Below are 22470 nucleotides of genomic sequence, written 5' to 3'. Positions count from 1 at the left end.
GACCGAGCACTCGTCCAGGGGCGCGGGGAAGGCGTCTAGCTCCGCAGCACCGCGCCGGTGCGCTCGCCCGCGAGGGCGACCGCCGCGTCCCGGGCCGCCGAGGCCTCGTCCACGGTCAGCGTCCGGTCCTCGGCACGGAACCGCAGCGCGTACGCCAGCGACTTCCGCCCGTCACCGAGCTGCTCCGCGTTCTCGTAGACGTCGAACAGCCGGATGCCCTCCAGCAGTTCGCCCGCTCCCTCGCGCAGCGCGGCCTCCACGTCGGCGTGCGGCACGAACGCGTCGACCACGAGCGCGACGTCCTGCGTGGCGACCGGGAACGAGGAGATGCGCGGCGCCTGCGGGGTGCTGTCCCCCACCTGCTCCAGGGCGTCCACGTCGATCTCCATCGCGGCGGTACGGGCCGGCAGTCCGAGCGCCTTGAGCACCCGCGGATGCAGCTCACCGGCGTGGCCGACGACCCGCTCGACGCCGTCCGCCACGATCAGGAACTCGGCGCACCGGCCCGGGTGCCAGGGACCGTACTGGCCCTTGCGGACGATCAGTTCGGCACCGGCCTCGCGGGCGACGGCGCGGCCCGCCTCGACGGTGTCGGCCCAGTCGGCCGGACGGCCCCGGCCCCACCAGCCGGCCTGCTCACGGGCCCCCGCGACGACGACGGCGACGTGGCGCGGCTGCTCCGGCAGCGCGGCGTTCAGCGACGCGATCTCCTCGTCGGTGGGCCGGCGGTCGACCGGCAGCGCGCCGGCGACACGCTGCTCGCCACGCGGGAGGAACACCAGCCCGGTCTCGAACAGGGCCAGGTCGTGCGTGCCCCGGCCGTCGTTGCGCCGCAGCGCGCCCAGCAGGCCCGGCAACAGCGACGTGCGGAGCGCGGGCTCCTCGTCGTTGAGCGGGTTGGTCAGCCTGACGACACGGCGGGCCGGGTCGTCGGCGTCCAGGCCGAGCTGGTCGAAGACCTGCTCGCCGATGAACGGGTAGTTCGGCGCCTCGACGTACCCGGCGCCGGCCAGCGCGCGGCCCACGCGGCGGTGCAGCCGCTGCCGGTGGGTCAGGCCCCGGCCCGAGGGGGGCTTGGGGAGGGTGGAGGGCAGGTTCTCGTAGCCCTCCAGGCGGATGACCTCCTCGGCGAGGTCGTTGACCTCGGTGAGGTCGGGCCGCCAGGACGGCACGGTGACGATCAGGTCGTCCTGGCCGTAGACGTCGCAGCCGACCTCCTGGAGGCGGCGTACGACGATCTCGCGGCCGTACTCGACGCCCGCGACCCGGTCGGGGTGATTCGCCGGCATGCTGATCGTGTGCGGCGCGGACGGGGCGATCACCTCGGTGACGCCCGCGTCGGCGGTGCCGCCCGCGAGGAGCACGAGCAGGTCGACGGTGCGCTGGGCGGCGGCCGCCGCGGCCAGCGGGTCGACGCCGCGTTCGAAGCGGCGGGACGCCTCCGACGACAGCTTGTGCCGGCGGGCCGTGCGCGCGATGGCGACCTGGTCGAAGTGGGCGGCCTCGATGACGACGTCGCTGGAGGCGTTGTCCAGATCGTCGTGGTCGGCGATCTCGGTGTCGGCGCCGCCCATGACCCCGGCGAGGCCGATGGGGCCGCGCTCGTCGGTGATCACCAGGTCCTCGGCGTGCAGGGTGCGGGTGGTGCCGTCGAGGGTGACGATCTTCTCGCCCTCCTCGGCCCGGCGCACCCCGATCGTGCCCTGGACCAGGGAGCGGTCGTAGGCGTGCAGCGGCTGGCCCAGTTCCATCATCACGTAGTTGGTGATGTCGACGGCGAGCGAGATCGGGCGCATGCCGACCTTCTGCAGCCGGCGCTTGAGCCAGATCGGGGAGCGCGCCTCGGGGTCGAGACCGGTGACGGTGCGGGCGGTGAAGCGGTCGCAGCCGAGCGGGTCGGAGACCTGGACGGGGTGTCCGAACGCGTTCGGGCCGGGGACGTCGAGGAGCGCCGGGTCGCGCAGCGGCAGGCCGTAGGCGATGGCGGTCTCGCGGGCGACGCCCCGGATCGACAGGCAGTCGCCGCGGTTGGCGGTGACGGCGATGTCGAGGACCTCGTCGACGAGTTCCAGCAGCTCGATCGCGTCCTTGCCGACCTCGGTCTCCGGCGGCAGCACGATGATGCCCTTGGTGCCGTCGTCGCCCATGCCCAGCTCGTCGCTGGAGCAGATCATGCCGTGCGAGTTGCGGCCGTAGGTCTTACGGGCGGAGATGGCGAAGCCGCCGGGCAGTTCGGCGCCGGGAAGGACGACCACGACCTTGTCGCCGACGGCGAAGTTGCGGGCGCCGCAGACGATCTCCTGCGGCTCGCCGGTGCCGTTGGCGGTGCCGACGTCGACGGTGCAGAAGCGGATGGGCTTCTTGAACTCCGTCAGCTCCTCGATGCTCAGCACCTGACCGACGACCAGGGGGCCCTTGAGGCCGTCGCCGAGCTGCTCGACCGTCTCGACCTCCAGTCCGGCCGAGACGAGCTTGGCCTGGACGTCACGGCCGGTCTGGGTGGCCGGCAGGTCGACGTACTCCCGCAGCCAGGAAAGCGGGACCCGCATCAGATCTCCATCCCGAACGGCCGGGTGAACCGGACGTCACCCTCGACCATGTCTCGCATGTCTTCGACGTTGTGGCGGAACATCAGCATCCGCTCGATGCCGAACCCGAAGGCGAAGCCGCTGTACTTCTCGGGGTCGACGCCGCAGGCGGTGAGCACCTTGGGGTTGACCATGCCGCAGCCGCCCAGCTCGATCCAGCCCTCGCTGGAGCAGGTGCGGCAGGGGCGGTCGGGGTTGCCGACGGACTCGCCGCGGCAGACGTAGCACACCATGTCCATCTCGGCGGACGGCTCGGTGAACGGGAAGAAGTTCGGCCGCAGCCGGGTCTTCATGCCCTCGCCGAACAGCGCCTGGACCATGTGGTCCATGGTGCCCTTGAGGTCGGCCATGGTGAGGCCCTCGTCGACGGCCAGCAGCTCGACCTGGCGGAAGACCGGGGTGTGCGTGGCGTCCAGCTCGTCGGTGCGGTACACGACACCGGGGCAGATCACGTACACCGGCAGCTCACGGTCGAGCAGCGAGCGGATCTGTACGGGCGAGGTGTGGGTGCGCAGCACGACACCGGACTCGGTGCCGCCCTCGGGGCCCTGCACGAAGAAGGTGTCGGCCTCGCCGCGGGCCGGGTGGTCCGGGCCGATGTTGAGGGCGTCGAAGTTGAACCACTCGGCCTCGACCTGGGGGCCCTCGGCGACCTCGTAGCCCATGGCCACGAAGACGTCCTCGATGCGCTCCGACAGGGTGGTGAGGGGGTGGCGGGCGCCGGCCGGTACGCGGTCGTAGGGCAGCGTGACGTCCACCGCCTCCTCGACCAGTACCCGGGCGTCCCGCTCGGCCTCCAGCTCGCTCTGACGGGCGGCGAGGCCCTTGTTGACCGCGCCCCGCGCCTGGCCGACCAGCTTGCCTGCGGCGGCCTTGGCCTGCGGGGGCAGTGCGCCGATCTCGCGGTTGGCGAGTGCCAGCGGGGAGGTGCCGCCGGTGTGGGCGACCTTGGCCTCCTGGAGCGCGTCGAGGGAGTCCGCGGCGGCGAAGGCGGCGAGCGCCTCGTCCCGCATGCGCTCGATCTCTTCCGGTTTCAAGGCCTCGACCTCTACCGGGTCGTACGACTTATTCGGTGCCGACATCTCTTCCCGTGCTTCCGATTGGCTGACTGAAGGTCCCCGTGACCGGCGCTCAGGGCCGTGTGCAGGACACAAAGGTGCCAAAGGCCGAGTCTAACGGGGTGGAGGTGAACGGATGCGCCCGCAGGCTGCTCAGGCCAGGTAGGCCGGAGCGCTCACGGGCAACGTAAATCGGAACTCGGCGCCGCCGAGGGGGGCGCGTCCGACGGTGATGGTGCCGCCGTGGGCTTCGACGATGCCCTTGACGATGTAGAGCCCGAGGCCGGTGCCGCCGCGCTTGCTGCCCCGCCAGAAGCGGGTGAAGACGCGGTTCATGGACTCCTCCGGGATGCCACTGCCCTCGTCGCTCACCGTGACCGACGTACCGGTGTCCTCCCCCTCACGGGGGGACGCCGTGGGCGTGACGTCAATCGTGACCGTTCCCTCGCCGTGCCGCACCGCATTTTCCAGCAGGTTGCTCAGCACCTGGTCGATCTTGTCCGGGTCGGCCCACAGATCGGGCAGCGGCTGCCCGATCCGGAGCAGGAACCGGTCGGCGGGCTGTCCCGCGGCGACGTACGCCTGGATGTGCCGTCCGACGGCCGCGCCGATGTCGACGGGCTGCCTGCGCACTTCGAGGCGCCCGGAGTCGATCCGCGAGATGTCCAGCAGCTCGGCGATGAGCCGCGTGACCCGGTTGGCGTCGGCGTCCACGGTCTCCAGCATCAGTTTCTTCTGGTCGTCCGTGAACCGCTCCCACTTCGCGAGCAGCGTCGCCGTGAACCCCTTGACCGACGTCAGCGGCGACCGCAGCTCATGGGCCACGGTGGCGATCAGTTCGGCGTGGCTGCGCTCGGTGCGGCGCCGGGCCTCGGTGTCGCGCAGGGAGACCACGACACGGCGGACGGGTCCTTTGGGCTCCGTGCGGATGTAGCGGGCCGACACGAGGATCTCGCGTGCCCCGGGCAGCAGCAGGTTCCGCTCGGGCTGCCCGACGCGGATGGCGAGCCCCCCGTACGGGTCGGTCAGCTGCCACCAGCGGCGGCCTTCGAGATCTTCCAGGGGGAGGGCCCGTTCCAGCGGGCGGCCGAGGGCTTCGGCGGCCGGGGTGGCGGTGATCCGGGCGGCGGCGGCGTTGAAACAGATCACGCGGCCGTCGGCGCCGGCCACGACCAGTCCGTCGGGGAGGTCGTCGGGGTCGATGCCGAGCTCGGCGAGATCATCGTGCCGGGCCGCCGATGGGGCGGGCACGTCCCGTGCTCCCCGTGTGCCGCTCGTGCCGACCCTCATCCCCGTACCCCACCTCTCGCGTTGTGCAGTGGGCCCCCGAGCCCGTCACCCTACTAGCTGGGCGTGACGGCGCGGCACCCTCCGAAGGCGCGCTGTGCGCGGGCGGACGCGTAGAGACATACGGCGGCGGCGGTCGCCAGGTTCAGGCTTTCCGCCTTTCCGTGGATCGGCACCCGTACGACGGCGTCGGCCAGCTCACGCGTCTCCTCGGGCAGCCCCCACGCCTCGTTCCCGAACACCCACGCCGTGGGACCGCCCATCGTCCCCTTGTCCAGTTCGGCGTCGAGGTCGTCCTCGCCCGCGCCGTCGGCGGCGAGGATCCGCACCCCGGCCTGCCGGAGCCCCGCCACGGCCTCCTCCACGGGCACGCCGACGGCGACGGGCAGATGGAACAGAGAGCCGACGGAGGCGCGCACGGCCTTGGGGTTGTAGAGGTCCACGGACGCGTCGGTGAGCACGACCGCCTCGGCCCCGGCGGCGTCGGCGCAGCGCAGTACGGTGCCGGCGTTGCCGGGGTCGCGGACGTGGGCGAGGACGGCGACGAGCTTGGGGCGGCTGTCCAGGATCTTCCCGAACGGGGTGTCGAGGAACCGGCAGACCCCGACGAGGCCCTGCGGGGTGACGGTGGTGGAGATGTCGGCGACGACCGCCTCGTCGGCGAGGTGCACGCGGGCGCCGGCCGCGTGGGCCTCGTCCACGATGTCGGCGTACCGCTCCGCGGCGTCGGGGGTGGCGAACAGTTCGACCAGGGTGTCCGCGTGCCCGGCGGCCTCGCGCACCGCCTGCGGGCCCTCCGCCAGGAACAGCCGGTCCTTCCCCCGGAAGTTCCGCTTCGCGAGCCGGCGGGCCGCGGCGACGCGGGCGGAGCGCGGGGAGATCAACTCGGGGGTGGGCATGGATCACCTTTGGGGATCGGGGAGTTCGGGGGGGCGGGGGGCTCGGTGCGTGTCGGGTACGGGTGCGTGGGGGCCTGGCTTTCAGGGGCGCGGGGAACTGTGCGAGAAGCCCCACCGGGCCCGCACCCCACAGCGCACCCGAAAACACCCGGACCCGCAGGCGGCAAGCACCTGCGGGTCCGGGTCACCTCTCACACGGCTCAGGCCGGCGCGAGCGTCACGCCGCCTTGGGCGCGTTCACGTCCGCCGGCAGCGCCTTCTGCGCGACCTCGACCAGCGCGGAGAACGCCGTGGCGTCGTTGACGGCCAGCTCGGCGAGGATCTTGCGGTCGACCTCGATGTTCGCGGCCTTCAGACCCTGGATGAGGCGGTTGTACGTCATGCCGTTCTGGCGGGCCGCAGCGTTGATGCGCTGGATCCACAGCTGACGGAAGTCGCCCTTGCGCTTCTTGCGGTCGTTGTAGTTGTAGACCAGCGAGTGGGTGACCTGCTCCTTGGCCTTGCGGTACAGGCGCGAACGCTGACCGCGGTAGCCGGAGGCCGCCTCGAGGATCGCCCGGCGCTTCTTGTGGGCGTTTACCGCCCGCTTGACGCGTGCCACTTTTTACTCCTTGTAGCGGGGCCGTGGTTGTCCTCACACGACCCGAAATCGATGGGGTCCCGGTCCTGACGTACGTGCGGCGCGCTTCGATCAACCGATCAGGCGCCGCCGCGTCACTTGCCGAGAAGCTTCTTGATCTTCGCGGCGTCGCCCGGGGCCATCTCGGCGTTGCCGGTGAGGCGACGCGTCACGCGGGACGACTTGTGCTCGAGCAGGTGGCGCTTGCCGGCGCGCTCACGGAGCACCTTGCCGGAGCCGGTGATCTTGAAGCGCTTGCTGGCACCGCTGTGCGACTTGTTCTTCGGCATAGCGCCGTTCTCTCCTCGTCAGTGGCGCTCCGGTGCCCGGTCGCGAAACCGGGCACGACGGAACGTCATTTCTTTCGGTTGACACCCTGGACGGTGTCCAGAGCTTCCCCCGGACTCGCGTCCCGGGGACTTACGCCTCGGCAGGCGCCTCTGCGGGCGCCTCGGCCTCGACGTGCTCCAGCTCCACGTCGGTGTCCTCGGCGTCGCTGTGCTCGGCGGCGTTCTGCGACTTGCCGGGGTTGGCCTTCGCTTCCGCCTTCCGGGCTTCCTGCGCCTGGCGGGCCTCGGCCATCGCCTCGGTCTTCTTCTTGTGCGGACCGAGAACCATGATCATGTTTCGGCCGTCCTGCTTCGGGTTCGACTCGATGAACCCGAGATCCTCGACGTCCGAGGCGAGACGCTGCAGCAGTCGGTAGCCCAGCTCGGGCCGGGACTGCTCGCGACCACGGAACATGATCGTGATCTTGACCTTGTCGCCCTGCTTGAGGAACCGGACGACGTGACCCTTTTTGGTGTCGTAGTCGTGCGGGTCGATCTTCGGCCGGAGCTTCATTTCCTTGATGACCGTGTGCGCCTGGTTCTTGCGCGCCTCACGGGCCTTCATGGCCGACTCGTACTTGAACTTCCCGTAGTCCATGAGCTTGCAGACCGGCGGGCGCGCGCTCGCCGCCACCTCGACCAGGTCGAGGTCGTACTCCTGCGCAAGCTCCAGGGCCTTGGCAAGCGGAACAATCCCGACCTGCTCGCCGCTGGGACCGACAAGTCGCACTTCGGGAACGCGAATCCGGTCGTTGATGCGGGGCTCGGTGCTGATGGATCCTCCTCGGTAGCACCACACGCCGGTCTGGCGGACCGCCGTGTTATGTCTGGTTGACATAGAGACCAACCGTCAAGGGCCATGAAAAATGCCCCGGACGGGACACAGGCGGGGCTCCATATGCTGCCGGAGCACCGCCGCGGGTGTGCCGCGGGGCGCAGTATCGGACGACTCCACCGTCCGTACGGAACGGTGGGGGCCGTCTGACCGGTTGACCTGCCGTCCCGGAGGACAGTCAGGTGGGAGTTCGGAGCCTCCACTTGCGGGCCGGACACACAGGTGTCCAGCCGGTCGTTGACACCACCATACCGGGTTGAAACCTGGCGTGCCAATCGGGCTGCGCCGGACTCCCGCAGGTGGGGGCGTGCGCGGCGGGGCCTATCGTGTGGGGCATGAGTGAGACCCCTCCTGAGAACCCCGACTTCGACTCGATGACCCGCGACATCGCCGAGGTCCCCGCGGTCGAGGTGATCGTGACCGTCGCCGTCAACCTGATGAGCGCCGCCGCGGTGAAGCTCGGCTTGACGGAGGAGGGCGACAAGTACAAGGACCTGGACGAGGCCCGCAAGCTCGTCACCGCCCTCGCCGGCCTCCTCGACGCGTCGGCGACCGAGATCAGCTCCTTCCACGCGGCACCGCTGCGCGACGGCCTGAAGTCGCTGCAGCTGGCGTTCCGCGAGGCGTCGGTCGTACCGGACGAGCCGGGCCAGGGCCCGGGCGAGAAGTACACGGGCCCGGTCTACGGCTAGACCTGGCGGCGACCGCTACCCCCGTACGTACAAGGGCTCGCCCGGTGGCGTCGCCCCGGCCGGCAGCAGTGCCAGGTCGAGGCCGCGCACCAGGCGGGCCCGAAGTGTCTCGTCGGCGGCGAGGCGGCCCGCGACGGACCGTGCGGCCTCGGCCGGGCCCGCGGACGGGTCGAGGACGAGGGCCAGGGTGCCGTCGGCCTGCCCGGGGCCGAGGTGGGCGCGGAGCACGGCCGGCTCGGCGGCGACGGCCGCGCGGACGGCGTCGCGGACGGCGGGGTCGGCGAGCGGGTCGGTGGTGGTGCGTCCCTCGGCGAGCGCGAGCAGGGCCCGGCCGGTCAGCTCGTAGGTGACGGGACCGGCGAGGTCGAGGACGACCGTGTCGGCCTTCTCGTGCGCGGCGGCCTGCAGCGCCTGGCGCAGGGGTACGGCGACGGGGCGGGCGGCCGGGTCCCAGCGGGCCAGGGAGTGGGTGGAGGTGAAGGCGGGCAGGGCGGTGCGGCCGCCGGCCTTCAGGGTGGGGACGGCCATGTCGCTGGTCTTCTCGCGGCGCAGCCCCCTCTCGTCCACCTCGACCTCGCCGAGCACGGCCACGACGGGCACGAGCAGCCGGGCCCCCTCAAGGGCTTCGAGGACGGGGCCCACGGCCCTGCGGTCCTCGGCCCAGGCCGCGAGCGCGGCGCTCAGCCGGGGGTCGGCGGAACCGTCGTCGTCGGAGAAGCCGGGGTCGGGAATGTTCTTGTTCGCCACGGTCGTCGAGCCTATCGGGGGAGGTCCCCCGGGCGTCCGGCAGGCCGGAAACGTGGCGGTCACCTCGCTCACGGTTTTCTCAGCCTTCCCTGACACGCATTTAACAAGCGCCTCACCACACGCACAGCGGGGTCCACCACCATCGCGGCATGCCGTCATCCGGAGCCCCTCGCCGCACCCGTCCGTCCGTGCGCCGTCCGCTCGTCCACCTCGCGCTCGTCGTCCTCGTCCTGGTGGGCGGCACGGCCGCCGGGTCGGTGTACATGCGGGCCCGGGCGCAGGACGGCGGGGGTTTCGCCGTATCGTCGTCGGCGTCATCGTCGGTACCGCCCCCGGCCTCCGCTTCCCCCGTGCCGGGCGCGGACGCGGGCGCGGTCGTCGAGGAGGCTTCGGTGGAACCTGTGGCGGCGCCCGTGGCGGATCACGACGCGCTGCTCGCGGCGGCCCTGGCGGAGGTGGCCGTCGAGGACGGGGCGGCGGTGTCGGTGTCGGTGCTGGACGTGACCTCCGGGAAATCGGCCCGGTACGGGGACGCGCGCTTCGACACCGCGAGCATCGTCAAGCTGGACATCCTGGCGGCCCTGCTGCTGCGGGCCGAGGACGCGGGCCGGTCGCTCACCGCGCAGGAGCGTACGTACGCCTCCGCGATGATCCGGGACAGCGACAACGCGTCCGCGACGGCTCTGTGGAAGGTCATCGGGCAGGCGGGCGGCCTCGACGCCGCGAACGAGCGGTTCGGGCTGACGGACACCGAGGGCGGCGACGGGCTGTACTGGGGCCTCACCCAGACCACGGCGGCCGATCAACTCACCCTTCTCCGGCAGGTGTTCGGGGACGACGGCACGTCCGAGCTGAGCGCGGCCGCACGGTCGTACGTCCAGGAGCTGATGGGCCGGATCGCCCCGGGGCAGGACTGGGGCGTCTCGGCGGCTGCGTCGGGTGGGGTCTCGGGATCAGGATTCGCCCTGAAGAACGGGTGGTTGCCGCGTACCGCGACCGGGCTGTGGGACATCAACAGCGTCGGCCGGGTGACGGTGGAGGGGCGGGCGTACCTGGTCGCGGTGGTGTCGCACGGCAGCACGACAAAGGCGAAGGGGGTCGCGCTGGTGGAGGCGGCGGCGCGGGCTGCCGTCTCGGTGTTCGGGGGCACGACGGGCGAGGCGGAGGTGGCTGGCACCTCGTAGGCGCCGCCTTCAGACGATGTACTCGTCGGGCCGGCCGCGACCGCGTCCGCGCCAGACCATCACGGCCATGACCAGCAGGAACGCGCCTACTCCACCTGCGGCGGGGGCGGCCCAGCCGACGGTCGGGTCCTCCTCCTCGACCGGGTCCGGGCCGGAGCCGAAGTACTTGCCGCCGTACGACGCGGTCTTGAGGTCGTCGGAGGTGAGTTCGGCGCCCTTGTCGATGGCGGCCGCCGGGTCGACGAAGCCGAAGCCGCGGGAGTCGTCGCGGCCGCCGGCGGGGGCTTCGCGCGCGGTCTCCTCCAGGAGGCGTTTGACCTGGGCGGGGGTCAGGCTCGGATGGGCCGCCTTGATGAGGGCGGCGGCGCCGGAGACGAAGGCCGCGGCGGCGCTGGTGCCCCAGCCCTCGTAGTACTTGCGGTCCGGGTCGGCGATGACGACGTCGACGCCGGGGGCGCTGACGGTGGCGTACCAGCGGCGGGTGGAGAACGGGGCGCGGTCGCCGTCCTCGTCGACGGCGGTCACCGCGATCACGCCCGGGTAGGCCGCCGGGTAGGAGATGTGGTCGCCCTTCGCCCCGCCGTTTCCGGCCGAGGCGACCACGATCGAGCCCTTCGCCAGGGCGTACTGGACGGCGGCGTCCTCGGAGGGTTCCGGATGGGCGGACTCGGAGTCGTCGCCGAGGGAGAGGTTGATGACGTCGACGTCCTGGTCGGCGGCCCAGCGGATGCCTTCGGCGAGGGCGTTGCCGCGCGTGCTGCGGGCCTTGGAGCGGGCCGCGTCCTTGTCCTCGAGGATGACGCGGACGGGGAGGATCCGTGCCTCGGGGGCGATGCCGAGGACGCCGTCGGCGTTGTTCGGGCCGTGTCCGTGCCCGGCGATGATCCCGGCCATGGCGGTGCCGTGCCGGGCCCAGGCGCGGTCGCCGCGCGAGGCCCCGAAGCCGACCATGTCCCGCGTCGGCAGGACATTGCCGACGAGGTCCGGGTGCTCGTCGTCGACGCCGGTGTCGAGCACCGCGACCGTGATGCCGGCCCCCTTCGTCGTACGCCACGCCTCCTGTGTGTGCATCGCCTCCAGCGCCCACTGCTGGTCCCGGATGCCGTCGGCGTGCGCGGCGGTGGACGGCAGGAGGGCCAGGGAGGCGGCGAGGGGGAGGCTGAGCAGGCGGAGCCGCGGACGCCGGGCGCTGCGGCCGGCCCGGGTGGGCGTCACTGCCCGCGCGGTCTCTCCTGCCGGTACGGCGGTCCCGGAGATCAGGGGTTTCCCGGCGGTCATGAGGGCAGCTCCGTGGCGGACGCGGCGGTCCTGCGCAGGCCGCGTTCGATGCGGTCGGCGAGGCCCTTCGCCTCGTGGCCGAGACCGGACTGGGCGGGGGCGGCGGTGGCGCCGGGCTTCATCGCGTCCTCGGCCGGCTGTGGTTCGGTGACGGTGCGGCCGTCGGCGAAGCCCGAGACGGCGTAGACCACGACGGGGACGTCGGTGAGGACGGAGATCGTCCAGGAGGCCCGCTGGTCGTCGCCGAAGCCGGCCGCGACGGTGTCCTCGGCGGCGTACGGCCTCGGCATCAGGTCGGTGCGGCGGTCCAGCTCGTCCTTCGCGAAGCGGTTCCTGAGCGCGGTCATGGCGGCGGCGTCGGCCTTGGTGAACATCAGGCCGACGGTGATGACGTTGCTCCGGGTCGCGTCGGTGTAGGTGGCGCGCAGCAGCCGCAGACAGCCGACGGGGGCGAGGACCTTGCGCAGCAGCGGGTCGAAGGCGTCCGCGCAGCCGCTGTCGCGCGCGACGGCGATCCGTGTCCAGGTGCGGTCGGTGCCGCCGGGTCCGGCGCCCTCGCCGCGCACGGTGGGCGGGAACAGTTCGTCGACGGGTACGCCGTGCCACAGCTGTCCGGCCATCGCGAAGGTGTCGCGGGAGCCGTCCGCCCCGGGGTCCCCGGTGAGCCAACTCCCGGCCGCGGCGCCGCCGATGAGCCCGATGCCGAGCACCACGCACGCGGCCACGGCCGCCGCTCTCGCCCTGGTGGGGCGCGGCCTGCGGCGCGTGGCGTACGGCTCCGGCGCGGTCCACGGCGAGGTGTCCGGCTGGGCGAACGTCACGAAGGGCCGCCCGGCAGCGGCGCCGAGGACGCCGTCGAGGGCTTCGGCGGACCGCCGGGACGAAGCCGACGGAGGCTGCCAGCCGCCGGGGCGCTCGGGGGTGAGGGGCCTCGGGTGGGGCGTGCCCTCGGGGGCCCGTTCCTGGGGCGTGGGCCGGCGCGGGGGCGGCGCGGTGGGCGGGGCGGCGCCACCGGACGCCGGTACGCCGTCGGCGGGTGCCTGCGCCGGGGGCCGTGCGGCCGGGCGGGAGGGCGCGCTCGCGGAGGAGCGTGGTGGCGCTTGGTCGGCGGGTGGGCCGGAGGGCCGTGCCGGTCGGCCGCCGAGGGGTGGGGCCGGGTCGGCCGCCCGGGCTCCGGAGGGCCGTGCGGGACCGGAGGACGGTGCCGGAGCCGAGGACGGTGTCGGAGCCGAGGACGGTGCCGGCCCCGGGGAGCGTGGTACGTCCGTCCGCCGTGCGGTGTCACGTGCCGCCGGCGGGGTGTCGGGGAAGCGGGCCGAGGCCGGGGGCGGGGTGTCGTCCGGGCGACCGGCGGCCGGGGGGCCGTCCGGGAAGCGGGCCGACGCCGTGGGCGTGGCGTCCGGGAAACGGGTCGGAGCCGCCGGTGGGGCCTTCAGGAAGCGGGTCCAGGCCGCCGGCGGGGCGTCGGGGAAGCGGGCGGAGGCGGCCGGGGGCGGCGGCGCGGTGGCCGGGGTGCCGCCGTTCTGGCTCGCGGTGCGCCGGAAGTCGGAGAAACGCGGGTGCTCGCCGCGACGCGGGGCGCCGCTGTCCACGGCGGCATCGCCCGCGGGGCTCCGGCCGGGCGGCTGGGCGGCGCCGCGCGCGGGAGCCCGGCCCGGCTCGCCCGGACCGCGTACGGCATCGCGCCCGGACGCCGTGGCGCCGGAGCCGTGCAGGGGGCCCTGCCCGGCCGGCGGCCGGGAGCCTCGCGGAAGGCCGCCCTGGCGGGCCGCCGGGTCGGAGCCGTGCGCACGCGAGGGTGCGGTGCCGCCCTGACCACCGGAACTCCGGTTGTTCTCCGGGGTGTTCGGCGTATCCGTCACGCGGGGGTGCCGTACCTCCCGGGGCGCGCCCGGCGTCGACGAGGGCGTCGAGGACGGGCGGGGCGGAGCGCTGGGCCGTGCGGGCGCGCCCGCCACGGGGGGCCGTTGCGGGCGGCGCGGCACGGTCGGACCGTTCCCGGCCGAGGGTGCGCGATCCGGTCGGGGCGGGGGGACCGAGGAGCCTCCCACCGGGCCGGAGCCGCGTGGAGAGGAAGCCGTGGGGGTCGCACCGGAGGCGGAGGCGCGTGTACCCGAACCGGGCGTACCCGGTGCCGGGGGCCGCGTACCCGCGGTGGGCGGGCGAGTGGCCCGGGCGGACGCGCCTCCCGAGGCCGGCGGACACGTGTCCGGTGTCTCGCTGTCGGCCCCGGGTTCCCTCGACGCAGGCCGGGGCGCGGTGCCCTGCGGCGGGGTCGGCGGTTCGTGGTCCGGTGGTATGGACGGGCGGGGCGGGACCGGTGGGCGCGGGGGAATGGAGGCGCGCCGCGCTTCCGTGCTCATGCACCCCCCGTTTCCTCGTCCCGTGCGGCCCGGAGGCCGTCCGGGCGTCCAGCCGCCCGTGGGGAGCGGCCGTCACGCGTACCGGGACTCGCCCGCCCGCGGTCGCCGTCACCACGGGCAAGCCATACCCGCGGCAGCGGATCCGCATCCCCGTCGAGGTCGTCCCTGCGTGCGCGTAACTCTACGGGTTGGCCGCCGTCGAACGGGAACCAGTACGCCGGCCCGTGGCTTCTGCCCGGAACGTCCCCCTACCCTGCGGTAATCATGTCTGGCAGGCTGCGTGCATGACTGCGCGCGCCGCCGATCGGGCCCGGTACGACCGGGCCACAGCTCATCTCGACGCCCCTGTGGCGATCGTCGACCTCGACGCCTTCGACGCGAACGCCGACGACCTCGCGCGCAGGGCCGGTGGCAAGCCGATCCGCGTCGCGAGCAAGTCCGTTCGCTGCCGGGCCCTTCTGGAGAGGGTCCTGGCCCGTGAGGGCTTCGAGGGCATCATGTCGTTCACCCTCGCCGAGTCCCTGTGGCTGGCCCGCTCCGGGTTCGAGGACGTGCTCCTCGCCTACCCGTCGGCCGACCACGAGGCCTTCGCCGAACTGGCGGGCGACCCCAAGCTCGCCGCCGCCGTGACCGTCATGGTCGACGACCCCGCCCAGCTCCAGCTGATCGACAACTCCCGGCGGGGCGGGACCGAAGTCGTGCGTGTCTGCCTGGAGTTGGACACCTCGCTGAAGCTGCTCGGCGGCCGGGTGCGGGTCGGGGCGCTGCGCTCCCCGCTGCACTCCCCCGCGCAGGTCGCGGACATGGCCCGCGCGATCACCGAGCGCCCGGGGTTCAAGCTGGTCGGGATCATGGCGTACGAGGGGCATATCGCCGGTGTGGGCGACGCGGTGGCCGGACGGCCGCTGCGTTCGCGTGCCATCCGGCTGATGCAGGCCACCGCGAAGAAGGAGCTGGCCGCGCGGCGGGCCGAAGTGGTGCGCGCCGTACGGCGGGTGGCGCCGGACCTGGAGTTCGTGAACGGCGGCGGCACGGGCAGTGTGCAGCACACGGCGGCGGAGGACTCGGTCACCGAGATCGGTGCCGGCTCCGGGCTCTACGTGCCGCGCCTCTTCGACAACTACACGTCGTTCAGCGGGCGTCCGGCCGCGCTGTTCGCCATGCCGGTGGTACGGCGTCCCGGTGTCGGGGTCGTCACGGTCCTGGGCGGCGGCTATCCGGCCTCCGGCGCGCCCGGCCCCGACCGGCTGCCGGTGCCGTATCTGCCCGAGGGGCTGAGGTACGACCCGCAGGAGGGCCCCGGCGAGGTGCAGACCCCGCTGCTGGGGGCGCCCGCCGACGACCTGCTGCTCGGCGACAAGGTGTGGTTCCGGCACGCCAAGGCCGGTGAGCTGTGCGAGCGGTTCGACGTGCTGCACCTGGTCGAGGGCGACGAGGTGACGGCGGCCGTGCCGACGTATCGCGGCGAGGGCCACACGTTCCTGTAGCCGGGGCCGACGGGAGTCCCGGGCGCGCTCACGAGGGGCCGAGGCTGCTGCCCACTCCCCCGTCCGCGTCGGCGTCCGCGTCCGTGTCGCCCACCGCGCGGATTCCCTCGACGATCTCGTCGATGTCGTCGACCGGCGGACCGTCCTCTCCCGCGTCCACGGCGAAGCGGACGAGGACCGGTGCCTCGGAACCGCTGCTGGACGGGAAGACGAGGGACTGGACGTATCCGCCGGGTCCGGCCCCGGTCGTGACGCGCCAGCGCACGTAGTAGCCGGCGCGGCCGGCGACGGCGACGGAGCCGGAGCCGACCACCTCGTGGCCGGTGATGCCGTTGTAGGGGCGCCGGTCGAGTTCGTCGCGGTCGTAGGCGTCGTCCGCCGCGTCCTCGATGTCGTTCTCGGCGAGGACCTTCGGGGAGGTCTCGCTGCTGCCGGTGACGGTCCGTGAGACGACCGTGCCCCGGCGGCACAGACCGTTGTCGCCGGGACAGTCGTAGAGGCCGTCGTCCGTGACCAGGACCGCGTCGTCCTCGGCCGACCCGTCGCCGTCCTCCCAACCGTCGGGGATCGGGAAGGTGATGCCGTTGAGGTCGTCCACGACGACGGTCGGATCGCCGGTGGGGGACCCGGTGGCGGGCTTCGTCGGGGTCGGGCTGTCGGATCCGTCGGGGTCGGGGGCCGGGGAGGTCGACGCGGTCCTCGTCCCCTGACCGCCGTCCCCGTCCCCGCCGCCGCCGAGCAGGAGGACGCCGCCCGTGACCGCCCCGGCCGCCAGGACGGCACCGGCGGCGGCCAGCGCGACGACCTTGGTGCGTCCGGGGCCGCGCGCGGGCGGTCCCGGACGGAGCACCGGCGGCACGGGCTGCTCCGGCTGGCGCCGGTGGTCGGTCCACGCGGTCCCGTCCCACCAGCGTTCGGTGAGCGGGTAGGACGGGTCGCGGTACCAGCCGGGCGGCGAACTGCTCATCCCGGCACTTTAATCACACCGAGCGTGCCGGTGTTCCGGTCACCGGGGCGGACTGTCTAGACCGGGGTGACGTACGCGCCCGCGATACCGCCGTCGACCAGGAAGTCGGTGGCGTTGACGAAGGACGAGTCGTCACTGGCGAGGAACGCGACGGCGGCCGCGATCTCGTCGGCCTCGGCGAAGCGGCCGACCGGGATGTGCACGAGCCGGCGCGCGGCCCGCTCCGGGTCCTTCGCGAACAGCTCCTGCAGCAGCGGGGTGTTGACCGGCCCCGGGCAGAGCGCGTTGACGCGGATGCCCTCCCGCGCGAACTGCACGCCCAGTTCCCGGGACATGGCCAGCACACCGCCCTTGGAGGCCGTGTACGAGATCTGGGAGGTCGCCGCGCCCATGCGGGCCACGAAGGACGCGGTGTTGATGATCGAGCCCTTGCCCTGGCTGCGCATGTAGGGGATCGCGGCCTTGCAGCACAGGTACACGGAGGTGAGGTTGACCTCCTGGACCCGCTTCCAGGCCTCCAGGCCGGTCTCCAGGATGGAGTCGTCGTCGGGCGGTGAGATGCCCGCGTTGTTGAAGGCGATGTCGACGCTGCCGTAGGTGTCGAACGCGGTCTTGAACAGCGCGTCGACCTGCTCGGCGTCGGTGACGTCGACCTTGACGAAGAGCCCGCCGACCTCCTCGGCGGCCGCCTTGCCGCGTGCCTCGTCCAGGTCGCCGCAGACGACGTGCGCGCCCTCGGCGGCGAGCCGGCGCGCGGTGGCGAGGCCGATGCCGCTGCCGGCACCGGTGATGACGGCGGTGCGGCCGACCAGGCGGCGGCAGATGTTTTCCGATGTCACTGTGCGGAGCCTTCCGTGCTGATGAAGACGTTCTTGGTTTCGGTGAAGGCGGTCAGGGCGTCCGGGCCGAGTTCACGGCCGATGCCGGACTGTTTGAACCCGCCGAAGGGGGTCCAGTAGCGGACGCTGGAGTGGGAGTTGACGGACAGGTTGCCCGCGCGGACGGCCTGGGAGACGCGCAGCGCGCGCCCGACGTCCCGGGTCCAGATGGAGCCGGACAGGCCGTAGGGGGTGTCGTTGGCGAGGCGGATCGCGTCGGCCTCGTCCTCGAAGGGCAGGACGACGGCGACGGGGCCGAAGACCTCCTCGGCGGCCACCCGGGCGTCGGGCGCGACGCCGGTGAGGACGGTCGGCGGGAACCAGAAGCCGGGGCCCTCGGGCGCCTTGCCGCGGATGCCGGGCGCGTCCGGGTCGACGTAGGCGCGGACGCGGTCCAGCTGGACCCGGGAGATGAGCGGGCCCATCTGGGTGGCCTCGTCGGCCGGGTCGCCGACGCGGACGGACTCGATGCCGGGGGCGAGGAGGTCGAGGAACCGGTCGTAGGCGGAGCGCTGGACGAGGATGCGGGTGCGGGCGCAGCAGTCCTGGCCGGAGTTGTCGAGGAACGACATGGGGGCGGCCGCGGCGGCTGCCTCCAGGTCGGAGTCGGCGAAGACGATGTTGGGGCTCTTGCCGCCGAGTTCGAGGGTGACGCGCTTGAGCAGTGCCGAGCCCTTCGCCAGCACCTGCTTGCCCACCGCCGTCGACCCGGTGAAGACGATCTTCGCGACGCCGGGGTGCTCGACGAGGGCGTTGCCGGTGACGCGGCCGTGGCCGGGCAGCACCTGGAACAGGCCCTCCGGGAGCCCTGCCTCGCGGGCCAGCTCGGCGAGGCGCAGTGCGGTGAGCGGTGTCGTCTCGGCGGGCTTGAGGAGGACGGCGTTGCCGGCCGCGAGCGCGGGGGCGACGCCCCACGCCGCGATGGGCATCGGGAAGTTCCACGGGGCGATCACCGCGACGACGCCGAGCGGTTCGAGGAGGGTGACGTTGAGACCGCCGGCCACCGGGATCTGGTGGCCGGTGAGCCGCTCGACGCCGCCGGCCGCGTAGTCGAGCAGGTCCCGGACGTTGCCGGCCTCCCAGCGGGCGTTGCCGATGGTGTGTCCGGCCTCGCGGACCTCCAGCAGCGCCAGCTCCTCCAGGTGCTCGTCCACGGTCACCGCGAAGCGGCGCAGCAGCCGGGCGCGGTCGCCCGGAGCGGTGGTGGCCCACAGCCGCTGGGCCTTCGTCGCCAGGGCCACGGCGGCGTCGACGTCCGCCGCCGTGGCGGCCGCGACGGTGGCGACGACCTCCTCGGTGGCGGGGTTCAGCACCTGGAGCTGCTGCTCGTACTGCTGGGACTGCTGGGACTGCTCGGACTGCTCGGACTGCTCGGACAAGACAGGGCCTCTCACAGCGGGTGCGTCACGGACGTGCTCGGTGACCCACGGACATGCTCGGTGACTCACGGACCTACGCGGTGACTCACAGACGTTCGAAGGAGCGGCGCAGCTCCCAGTCGGTCACGGCGGCGTCGAAGGCGGCCAGCTCGACGCGGGCCATGTTGCTGTAGTGCGCGACGACCTCCTCGCCGAAGGCGGCCCTGGCGATGGGGCTGTTCTCCCACAGCTCGGCGGCCTCGCGGAGGGTGGTCGGCACCTGGTCGTACCCGGCGGCGTACGCGTTCCCGGTGCACACCTCCGGCAGTTCGAGCTTCTGCTCGATGCCGTACAGCCCGGCCGCGATCAGTCCGGAGACGGCGAGGTGCGGGTTGACGTCACCGCCGGGCAGCCGGTTCTCGAAACGCATCGAGCGGCCGTGGCCGACGACCCGCAGGGCGCAGGTCCGGTTGTCGTACCCCCAGGCCACGGCGGTCGGCGCGAAGGAGCCCGGCTGGAACCGCTTGTAGGAGTTGATGTTGGGCGCGTAGAGCAGCGAGAAGTCGCGGAGCGCGGCGAGCTGGCCGGCCAGGAAGTGGCGCATGACCGGCGACATGTCGTGGCCGTCGGCCATGGCGTTGGTGCCGTCGGCGTTCGCCAGGGACAGGTGGATGTGGCAGGAGTTGCCCTCGCGCTCGTTGAACTTCGCCATGAAGGTGAGCGAGACGCCCTCCTGCGCGGCGATCTCCTTGGCGCCGGTCTTGTAGACCGCGTGCTGGTCGCAGGTGACCAGGGCCTCGTCGTACTTGAACACGATCTCGTGCTGGCCGGGGTTGCACTCGCCCTTGGCGGACTCGACGGTCAGCCCGGCGGCCTCCATCTCGTTGCGGATGCGCCGCAGCAGGGGCTCGATACGGCCGGTGCCGAGGACCGAGTAGTCGATGTTGTACTGGTTCGCCGGGGTCAGCCCCTTGTAACCGGCGTCCCAGGCCTGCTCGTAGGTGTCCTTGAAGACGATGAACTCCAGCTCGGTGCCGACGTTGGCCGTGTAGCCCAGTTCGGCGAGGCGCTCCAGCTGGCGGCGCAGGATCTGGCGGGGGGCGGCGACGACCGGTGAGCCGTCGTTCCAGGCGAGGTCGGCGATGAGCATCGCCGTGCCCTCGTTCCACGGCACCCGGCGCAGGGTGCTCAGGTCCGGGTGCATGGCGAAGTCGCCGTAGCCGCGGTCCCAGGAGGACATCGCGTAGCCGTCGACGGTGTTCATCTCGGTGTCGACGGCGAGGAGGTAGTTGCAGCCCTCGGTGCCATGGGCGAGCACGTCGTCGAGGAAGAAGCGCGCGGCGAACCGCTTGCCCTGGAGGCGCCCTTGCATGTCGGGGAAGGCCAGGACGACAGTGTCGATCTCACCGGCCGCGACGAGGGCGTGCAGCTCCTCGACGGTGAGCGGGGATGTGCGGTCTGCCACGGGAAAGCCTCCTAGGGGCTTCTTCGGCCACCCCGGAGGCATTCAGCCATCCGGGAGCCATAAGGTATTACCCGTAACCATTAGTTGGGAAGGGGCAACGTCCACATGTCGCAGACAGGGGCGGAACCGGGCACTCCCTGGGCCGACGACCGGCTGGCGTCCGTACTGCGGCCGGTGCGGGCAGGCAACGGCTTCGAGGAGGCGTTGGAGCAGATCCTCCAGGTCGTCCGGCTCGGCCTGGTACCCGGCGGCGAACGGCTCCCGGCGGAACGCGAGTTGGCCGAGCGGCTCGGGATCAGCCGGGTGACGCTGCGCGAGGTGCTCAAGGTGCTGCAGGACCAGGGCCTGATCGAGGCGCGGCGCGGGCGGTACGGGGGCACGTTCGTGCTGCCGCGGGTCGCCACGCCGGGCGAGGACGAGCTGCGCCGCCGGCTCAAGGGCATCGACGTCGAGGATACGCTGCGCTTCCGCGAGGTGCTGGAGGTCGGCGCGGCGGGGCTGTGCGCGGCACACGGTCTGACCAGCGAGGAGGTCGAGCGGCTGCGGGCGGCCCTGACCCGCACGCACAACGCGCCGCTCACGGAGTACCGCCGTCTGGACACCCTGCTGCACCTCACCGTCGCCGAGCTGTCCGGCTCCCCCTCGCTCGCCGGTCAGTACGCGGCCGTCCGCGCCGGGGTCAACGACCTGCTGGACTGCATCCCGCTGCTGGTGCGGAACCTGGAGCACTCCCAGCAGCAGCACACGGCCCTGGTGGAGGCGGTGCTGGACGAGGACGCCGAAGCGGCGCGGGAGATCATGCGGGAGCACTGCTCCGGCACGGCGGCCCTGCTGCGCGGCTTCCTCGGATGAGTGCGCCCCCGCCGCTCGACCTCCTCGATGAGCATGTATTTACGCTCGCTTAACGCAGGGCTATTGCTTTTCGGCCACCCACCCCACAAAGGTATGGATCCATTCCTTTGAGTGGGGAGAGTGCGCCATGTCCCTGAAAGCCACCGACACCGCCGACGCGGCGGACGACTACCTGGAGCGCCGAACGCTCCGCCGGGGCAGCGCCGGCTGGGTACTGCTGACCGGCCTCGGCGTCGCCTATGTCGTCTCCGGCGACTTCTCCGGCTGGAACCTAGGCCTGGCGGAGGGCGGCTTCGGCGGTCTGGCGATCGCCACGGTGCTGATGGGCACCATGTACGCCTGCATGGTCTTCGCCCTCGCCGAACTCTCGGCGATCCTGCCCACGGCGGGCGGCGGCTACGGCTTCGCACGCCGGGCGCTCGGCCCGTGGGGCGGCTTCCTGACCGGCACGGCGATCCTGATCGAGTACGTGCTGGCTCCCGCCGCCATCGTGATCTTCATCGGCGACTACGTCGAGTCGCTGGGCCTGTTCGGCCTGACGTCGAGCTGGCCGGTCTATCTGTTCTGCTTCGCGTTCTTCATCGGCATCCACCTGTGGGGCGTCGGCGAGGCACTGATCGCCACCTTCGCCGTCACCGGCATCGCGGTCTTCGCCCTGATCGTGTTCGCCCTGGGCGCGCTGCCCGACTTCAGCGTCTCGGCCCTCGACGACATCCCGGTCGACTCCTCCGCGTTCGGCGCCAGTTCATGGCTGCCGATGGGGCTGCTCGGCATCTGGGCGGCGTTCCCGTTCGGCATGTGGTTCTTCCTGGGCGTCGAGGGCGTTCCGCTGGCCGCCGAGGAGACCAGGGACCCGGCCCGCGCACTGCCCAAGGCGATCCGCTGGTCGATGGGCATCCTCGTGGTGCTGGCCGTGATCACCTTCCTCGCCGCCGCCGGAGCGCGCGGCTCCGCCGCCATCCAGGGGGCCGGCAACCCGCTCGTCGAGGCGCTCCAGCCGGACGGGAAGGCCACCGCGCTCAGCCGGTTCGTGAACTACGCCGGTCTGGCCGGTCTCGTCGCGTCGTTCTTCTCCCTGATCTACGCGGGCTCCCGGCAGCTGTTCGCCCTCTCCCGGGCCGGCTACCTCCCCCGGGTCCTCTCCCTCACCAGCGGCCGCAAGGCCCCTTACCTGGGCCTGCTGGTCCCGGGCACCATCGGCTTCGCGCTGGCCGCCGCCACCGGGGACGGCGGCCGGATGCTGAACATCGCCGTCTTCGGCGCCACGATCAGCTACGCGCTGATGTCGCTGTCGCACATCGTCCTGCGCCGCCGGGAACCCGAGCTGGAGCGTCCGTACCGCACGCCGGGCGGTGTGGTGACGTCCTCGGTCGCCCTCGTCCTCGCGTGCTCGGCACTGGTGGCGACCTTCCTGGTGGACGTGACGGCCGCGATCATCGCGCTCGTCGTGTACGCGGTCGCGGCGGCGTACTTCGGTCTCTACAGCCGCAAGCACCTGGTGGCGAAGGCCCCGGAGGAGGAATTCGCCGCGCTGGCCGCGGCCGAGGCAGAGTTGGCGCGGGACTGACCGCGCCGTGGCACCGG

General features: G+C 72.7%; 19 protein-coding genes. 5 read left to right on the top strand and 14 right to left on the bottom strand.

Annotated features, from left to right (window positions below; genetic code table 11):
• Positions 1-35: 35 nt before the first annotated feature.
• From pheT to infC, 7 genes are all read right to left on the bottom strand, one after another.
• Complete coding sequence (gene pheT, locus STRBO_RS0115665; RefSeq protein ID WP_005485312.1) at positions 36-2549, bottom strand: phenylalanine--tRNA ligase subunit beta; 2514 nt, start codon at positions 2547-2549, stop codon at positions 36-38.
• Positions 2549-3670: a phenylalanine--tRNA ligase subunit alpha gene (pheS, locus tag STRBO_RS0115660; protein ID WP_005485310.1), complete on the bottom strand. Its 1122-nt coding sequence runs from the start codon at positions 3668-3670 to the stop codon at positions 2549-2551. The genes pheT and pheS overlap by 1 nt, the downstream gene beginning before the upstream one ends.
• A gap of 129 nt (positions 3671-3799) precedes the next feature.
• Complete coding sequence (locus STRBO_RS0115655) at positions 3800-4936, bottom strand: sensor histidine kinase (RefSeq protein WP_020665556.1); 1137 nt, start codon at positions 4934-4936, stop codon at positions 3800-3802.
• 53 nt (positions 4937-4989) lie between these two features.
• Positions 4990-5832, bottom strand: coding sequence for a TrmH family RNA methyltransferase (locus STRBO_RS0115650; RefSeq protein WP_005485308.1), 843 nt, complete (start codon positions 5830-5832; stop codon positions 4990-4992).
• A gap of 217 nt (positions 5833-6049) precedes the next feature.
• Entirely contained in the window at positions 6050-6433 is a 384-nt protein-coding gene (gene rplT, locus STRBO_RS0115645) for a 50S ribosomal protein L20 (protein WP_005485307.1), read from the bottom strand.
• A gap of 113 nt (positions 6434-6546) precedes the next feature.
• Complete coding sequence (gene rpmI / locus STRBO_RS0115640; RefSeq protein ID WP_003977225.1) at positions 6547-6741, bottom strand: 50S ribosomal protein L35; 195 nt, start codon at positions 6739-6741, stop codon at positions 6547-6549.
• A 130-nt stretch (positions 6742-6871) separates the two neighbouring features.
• Complete coding sequence (infC, locus tag STRBO_RS0115635; protein ID WP_005485305.1) at positions 6872-7579, bottom strand: translation initiation factor IF-3; 708 nt, start codon at positions 7577-7579, stop codon at positions 6872-6874.
• A gap of 371 nt (positions 7580-7950) precedes the next feature.
• Between infC and STRBO_RS0115630 the strand changes: the two genes are divergently transcribed.
• Positions 7951-8307 carry a DUF1844 domain-containing protein gene (locus STRBO_RS0115630; RefSeq protein ID WP_020114430.1) on the top strand — a complete coding sequence of 119 codons (357 nt, stop codon included), beginning with the start codon at positions 7951-7953 and terminating at the stop codon, positions 8305-8307.
• A gap of 15 nt (positions 8308-8322) precedes the next feature.
• Here the strand turns inward: STRBO_RS0115630 and STRBO_RS0115625 are convergent, their stop codons facing one another.
• Positions 8323-9054 carry an SseB family protein gene (locus tag STRBO_RS0115625; RefSeq protein ID WP_005485303.1) on the bottom strand — a complete coding sequence of 244 codons (732 nt, stop codon included), beginning with the start codon at positions 9052-9054 and terminating at the stop codon, positions 8323-8325.
• 149 nt (positions 9055-9203) lie between these two features.
• On the opposite strand from STRBO_RS0115625, the gene STRBO_RS0115620 reads away from it, so the two are divergent.
• Positions 9204-10238, top strand: coding sequence for a serine hydrolase (locus tag STRBO_RS0115620; RefSeq protein ID WP_028796680.1), 1035 nt, complete (start codon positions 9204-9206; stop codon positions 10236-10238).
• A 9-nt stretch (positions 10239-10247) separates the two neighbouring features.
• Here the strand turns inward: STRBO_RS0115620 and mycP are convergent, their stop codons facing one another.
• Positions 10248-11453 (bottom strand): type VII secretion-associated serine protease mycosin, encoded by a 1206-nt coding sequence (gene mycP / locus STRBO_RS0115615; RefSeq protein WP_005485300.1) that lies wholly within the window; start codon positions 11451-11453, stop codon positions 10248-10250.
• A 59-nt stretch (positions 11454-11512) separates the two neighbouring features.
• Positions 11513-13378: a hypothetical protein gene (locus STRBO_RS44635; RefSeq protein ID WP_020114428.1), complete on the bottom strand. Its 1866-nt coding sequence runs from the start codon at positions 13376-13378 to the stop codon at positions 11513-11515.
• A gap of 785 nt (positions 13379-14163) precedes the next feature.
• Here STRBO_RS44635 and STRBO_RS0115605 point away from each other — a divergent pair.
• The gene (locus STRBO_RS0115605) at positions 14164-15366 is read left to right on the top strand and encodes an amino acid deaminase/aldolase (RefSeq protein ID WP_028796679.1); all 1203 of its coding nucleotides are present in this window, start codon (positions 14164-14166) and stop codon (positions 15364-15366) included.
• A 28-nt stretch (positions 15367-15394) separates the two neighbouring features.
• On the opposite strand, the gene STRBO_RS0115600 is transcribed toward STRBO_RS0115605, so the two are convergent.
• The 4 genes from STRBO_RS0115600 to STRBO_RS0115585 all read right to left on the bottom strand — a co-directional run bounded on the left by STRBO_RS0115600 (position 15395) and on the right by STRBO_RS0115585 (position 20034).
• Positions 15395-16333 (bottom strand): DUF2510 domain-containing protein, encoded by a 939-nt coding sequence (locus STRBO_RS0115600; RefSeq protein ID WP_005485295.1) that lies wholly within the window; start codon positions 16331-16333, stop codon positions 15395-15397.
• 56 nt (positions 16334-16389) lie between these two features.
• Positions 16390-17172, bottom strand: a complete 783-nt coding sequence (locus tag STRBO_RS0115595; protein ID WP_005485293.1) for a 3-oxoacyl-ACP reductase — start codon at positions 17170-17172, stop codon at positions 16390-16392.
• The gene (locus STRBO_RS0115590; RefSeq protein WP_005485292.1) at positions 17169-18590 is read right to left on the bottom strand and encodes an aldehyde dehydrogenase family protein; all 1422 of its coding nucleotides are present in this window, start codon (positions 18588-18590) and stop codon (positions 17169-17171) included. The genes STRBO_RS0115595 and STRBO_RS0115590 overlap by 4 nt, the downstream gene beginning before the upstream one ends.
• Before the next feature lie 85 nt (positions 18591-18675).
• Positions 18676-20034: a glutamine synthetase family protein gene (locus STRBO_RS0115585; RefSeq protein WP_005485291.1), complete on the bottom strand. Its 1359-nt coding sequence runs from the start codon at positions 20032-20034 to the stop codon at positions 18676-18678.
• A 105-nt stretch (positions 20035-20139) separates the two neighbouring features.
• On the opposite strand from STRBO_RS0115585, the gene STRBO_RS0115580 reads away from it, so the two are divergent.
• On the top strand, positions 20140-20886 hold the full coding sequence (locus STRBO_RS0115580; protein WP_005485289.1) for a FadR/GntR family transcriptional regulator: 747 nt from the start codon (positions 20140-20142) through the stop codon (positions 20884-20886).
• Between the two features lie 127 nt (positions 20887-21013).
• The gene (gene eat, locus STRBO_RS0115575) at positions 21014-22453 is read left to right on the top strand and encodes an ethanolamine permease (protein ID WP_005485288.1); all 1440 of its coding nucleotides are present in this window, start codon (positions 21014-21016) and stop codon (positions 22451-22453) included.
• Positions 22454-22470: the final 17 nt, after the last annotated feature.

This window comes from Streptomyces bottropensis ATCC 25435, assembly GCF_000383595.1.
In the GTDB taxonomy this organism is placed as follows: domain Bacteria; phylum Actinomycetota; class Actinomycetes; order Streptomycetales; family Streptomycetaceae; genus Streptomyces; species Streptomyces bottropensis.
The sequence above is the reverse complement of the archived record's forward strand: the minus strand, read 5'-3'. Positions and strand labels throughout refer to the sequence as shown.

Excerpts from the sequence above, each read along its gene's own strand:
- pheT (WP_005485312.1), bottom strand. The coding sequence starts at position 2,549 with ATGCGGGTCCCGCTTTCCTGGCTGCGGGAGTACGTCGACCTGCCGGCC.
- pheS (WP_005485310.1), bottom strand. The coding sequence starts at position 3,670 with ATGTCGGCACCGAATAAGTCGTACGACCCGGTAGAGGTCGAGGCCTTG.
- STRBO_RS0115655 (WP_020665556.1), bottom strand. The coding sequence starts at position 4,936 with ATGAGGGTCGGCACGAGCGGCACACGGGGAGCACGGGACGTGCCCGCC.
- STRBO_RS0115650 (WP_005485308.1), bottom strand. The coding sequence starts at position 5,832 with ATGCCCACCCCCGAGTTGATCTCCCCGCGCTCCGCCCGCGTCGCCGCG.
- rpmI (WP_003977225.1), bottom strand. The coding sequence starts at position 6,741 with ATGCCGAAGAACAAGTCGCACAGCGGTGCCAGCAAGCGCTTCAAGATC.
- STRBO_RS0115630 (WP_020114430.1), top strand. The coding sequence starts at position 7,951 with ATGAGTGAGACCCCTCCTGAGAACCCCGACTTCGACTCGATGACCCGC.
- STRBO_RS0115620 (WP_028796680.1), top strand. The coding sequence starts at position 9,204 with ATGCCGTCATCCGGAGCCCCTCGCCGCACCCGTCCGTCCGTGCGCCGT.
- STRBO_RS0115605 (WP_028796679.1), top strand. The coding sequence starts at position 14,164 with ATGACTGCGCGCGCCGCCGATCGGGCCCGGTACGACCGGGCCACAGCT.
- STRBO_RS0115600 (WP_005485295.1), bottom strand. The coding sequence starts at position 16,333 with ATGAGCAGTTCGCCGCCCGGCTGGTACCGCGACCCGTCCTACCCGCTC.
- STRBO_RS0115580 (WP_005485289.1), top strand. The coding sequence starts at position 20,140 with ATGTCGCAGACAGGGGCGGAACCGGGCACTCCCTGGGCCGACGACCGG.
- eat (WP_005485288.1), top strand. The coding sequence starts at position 21,014 with ATGTCCCTGAAAGCCACCGACACCGCCGACGCGGCGGACGACTACCTG.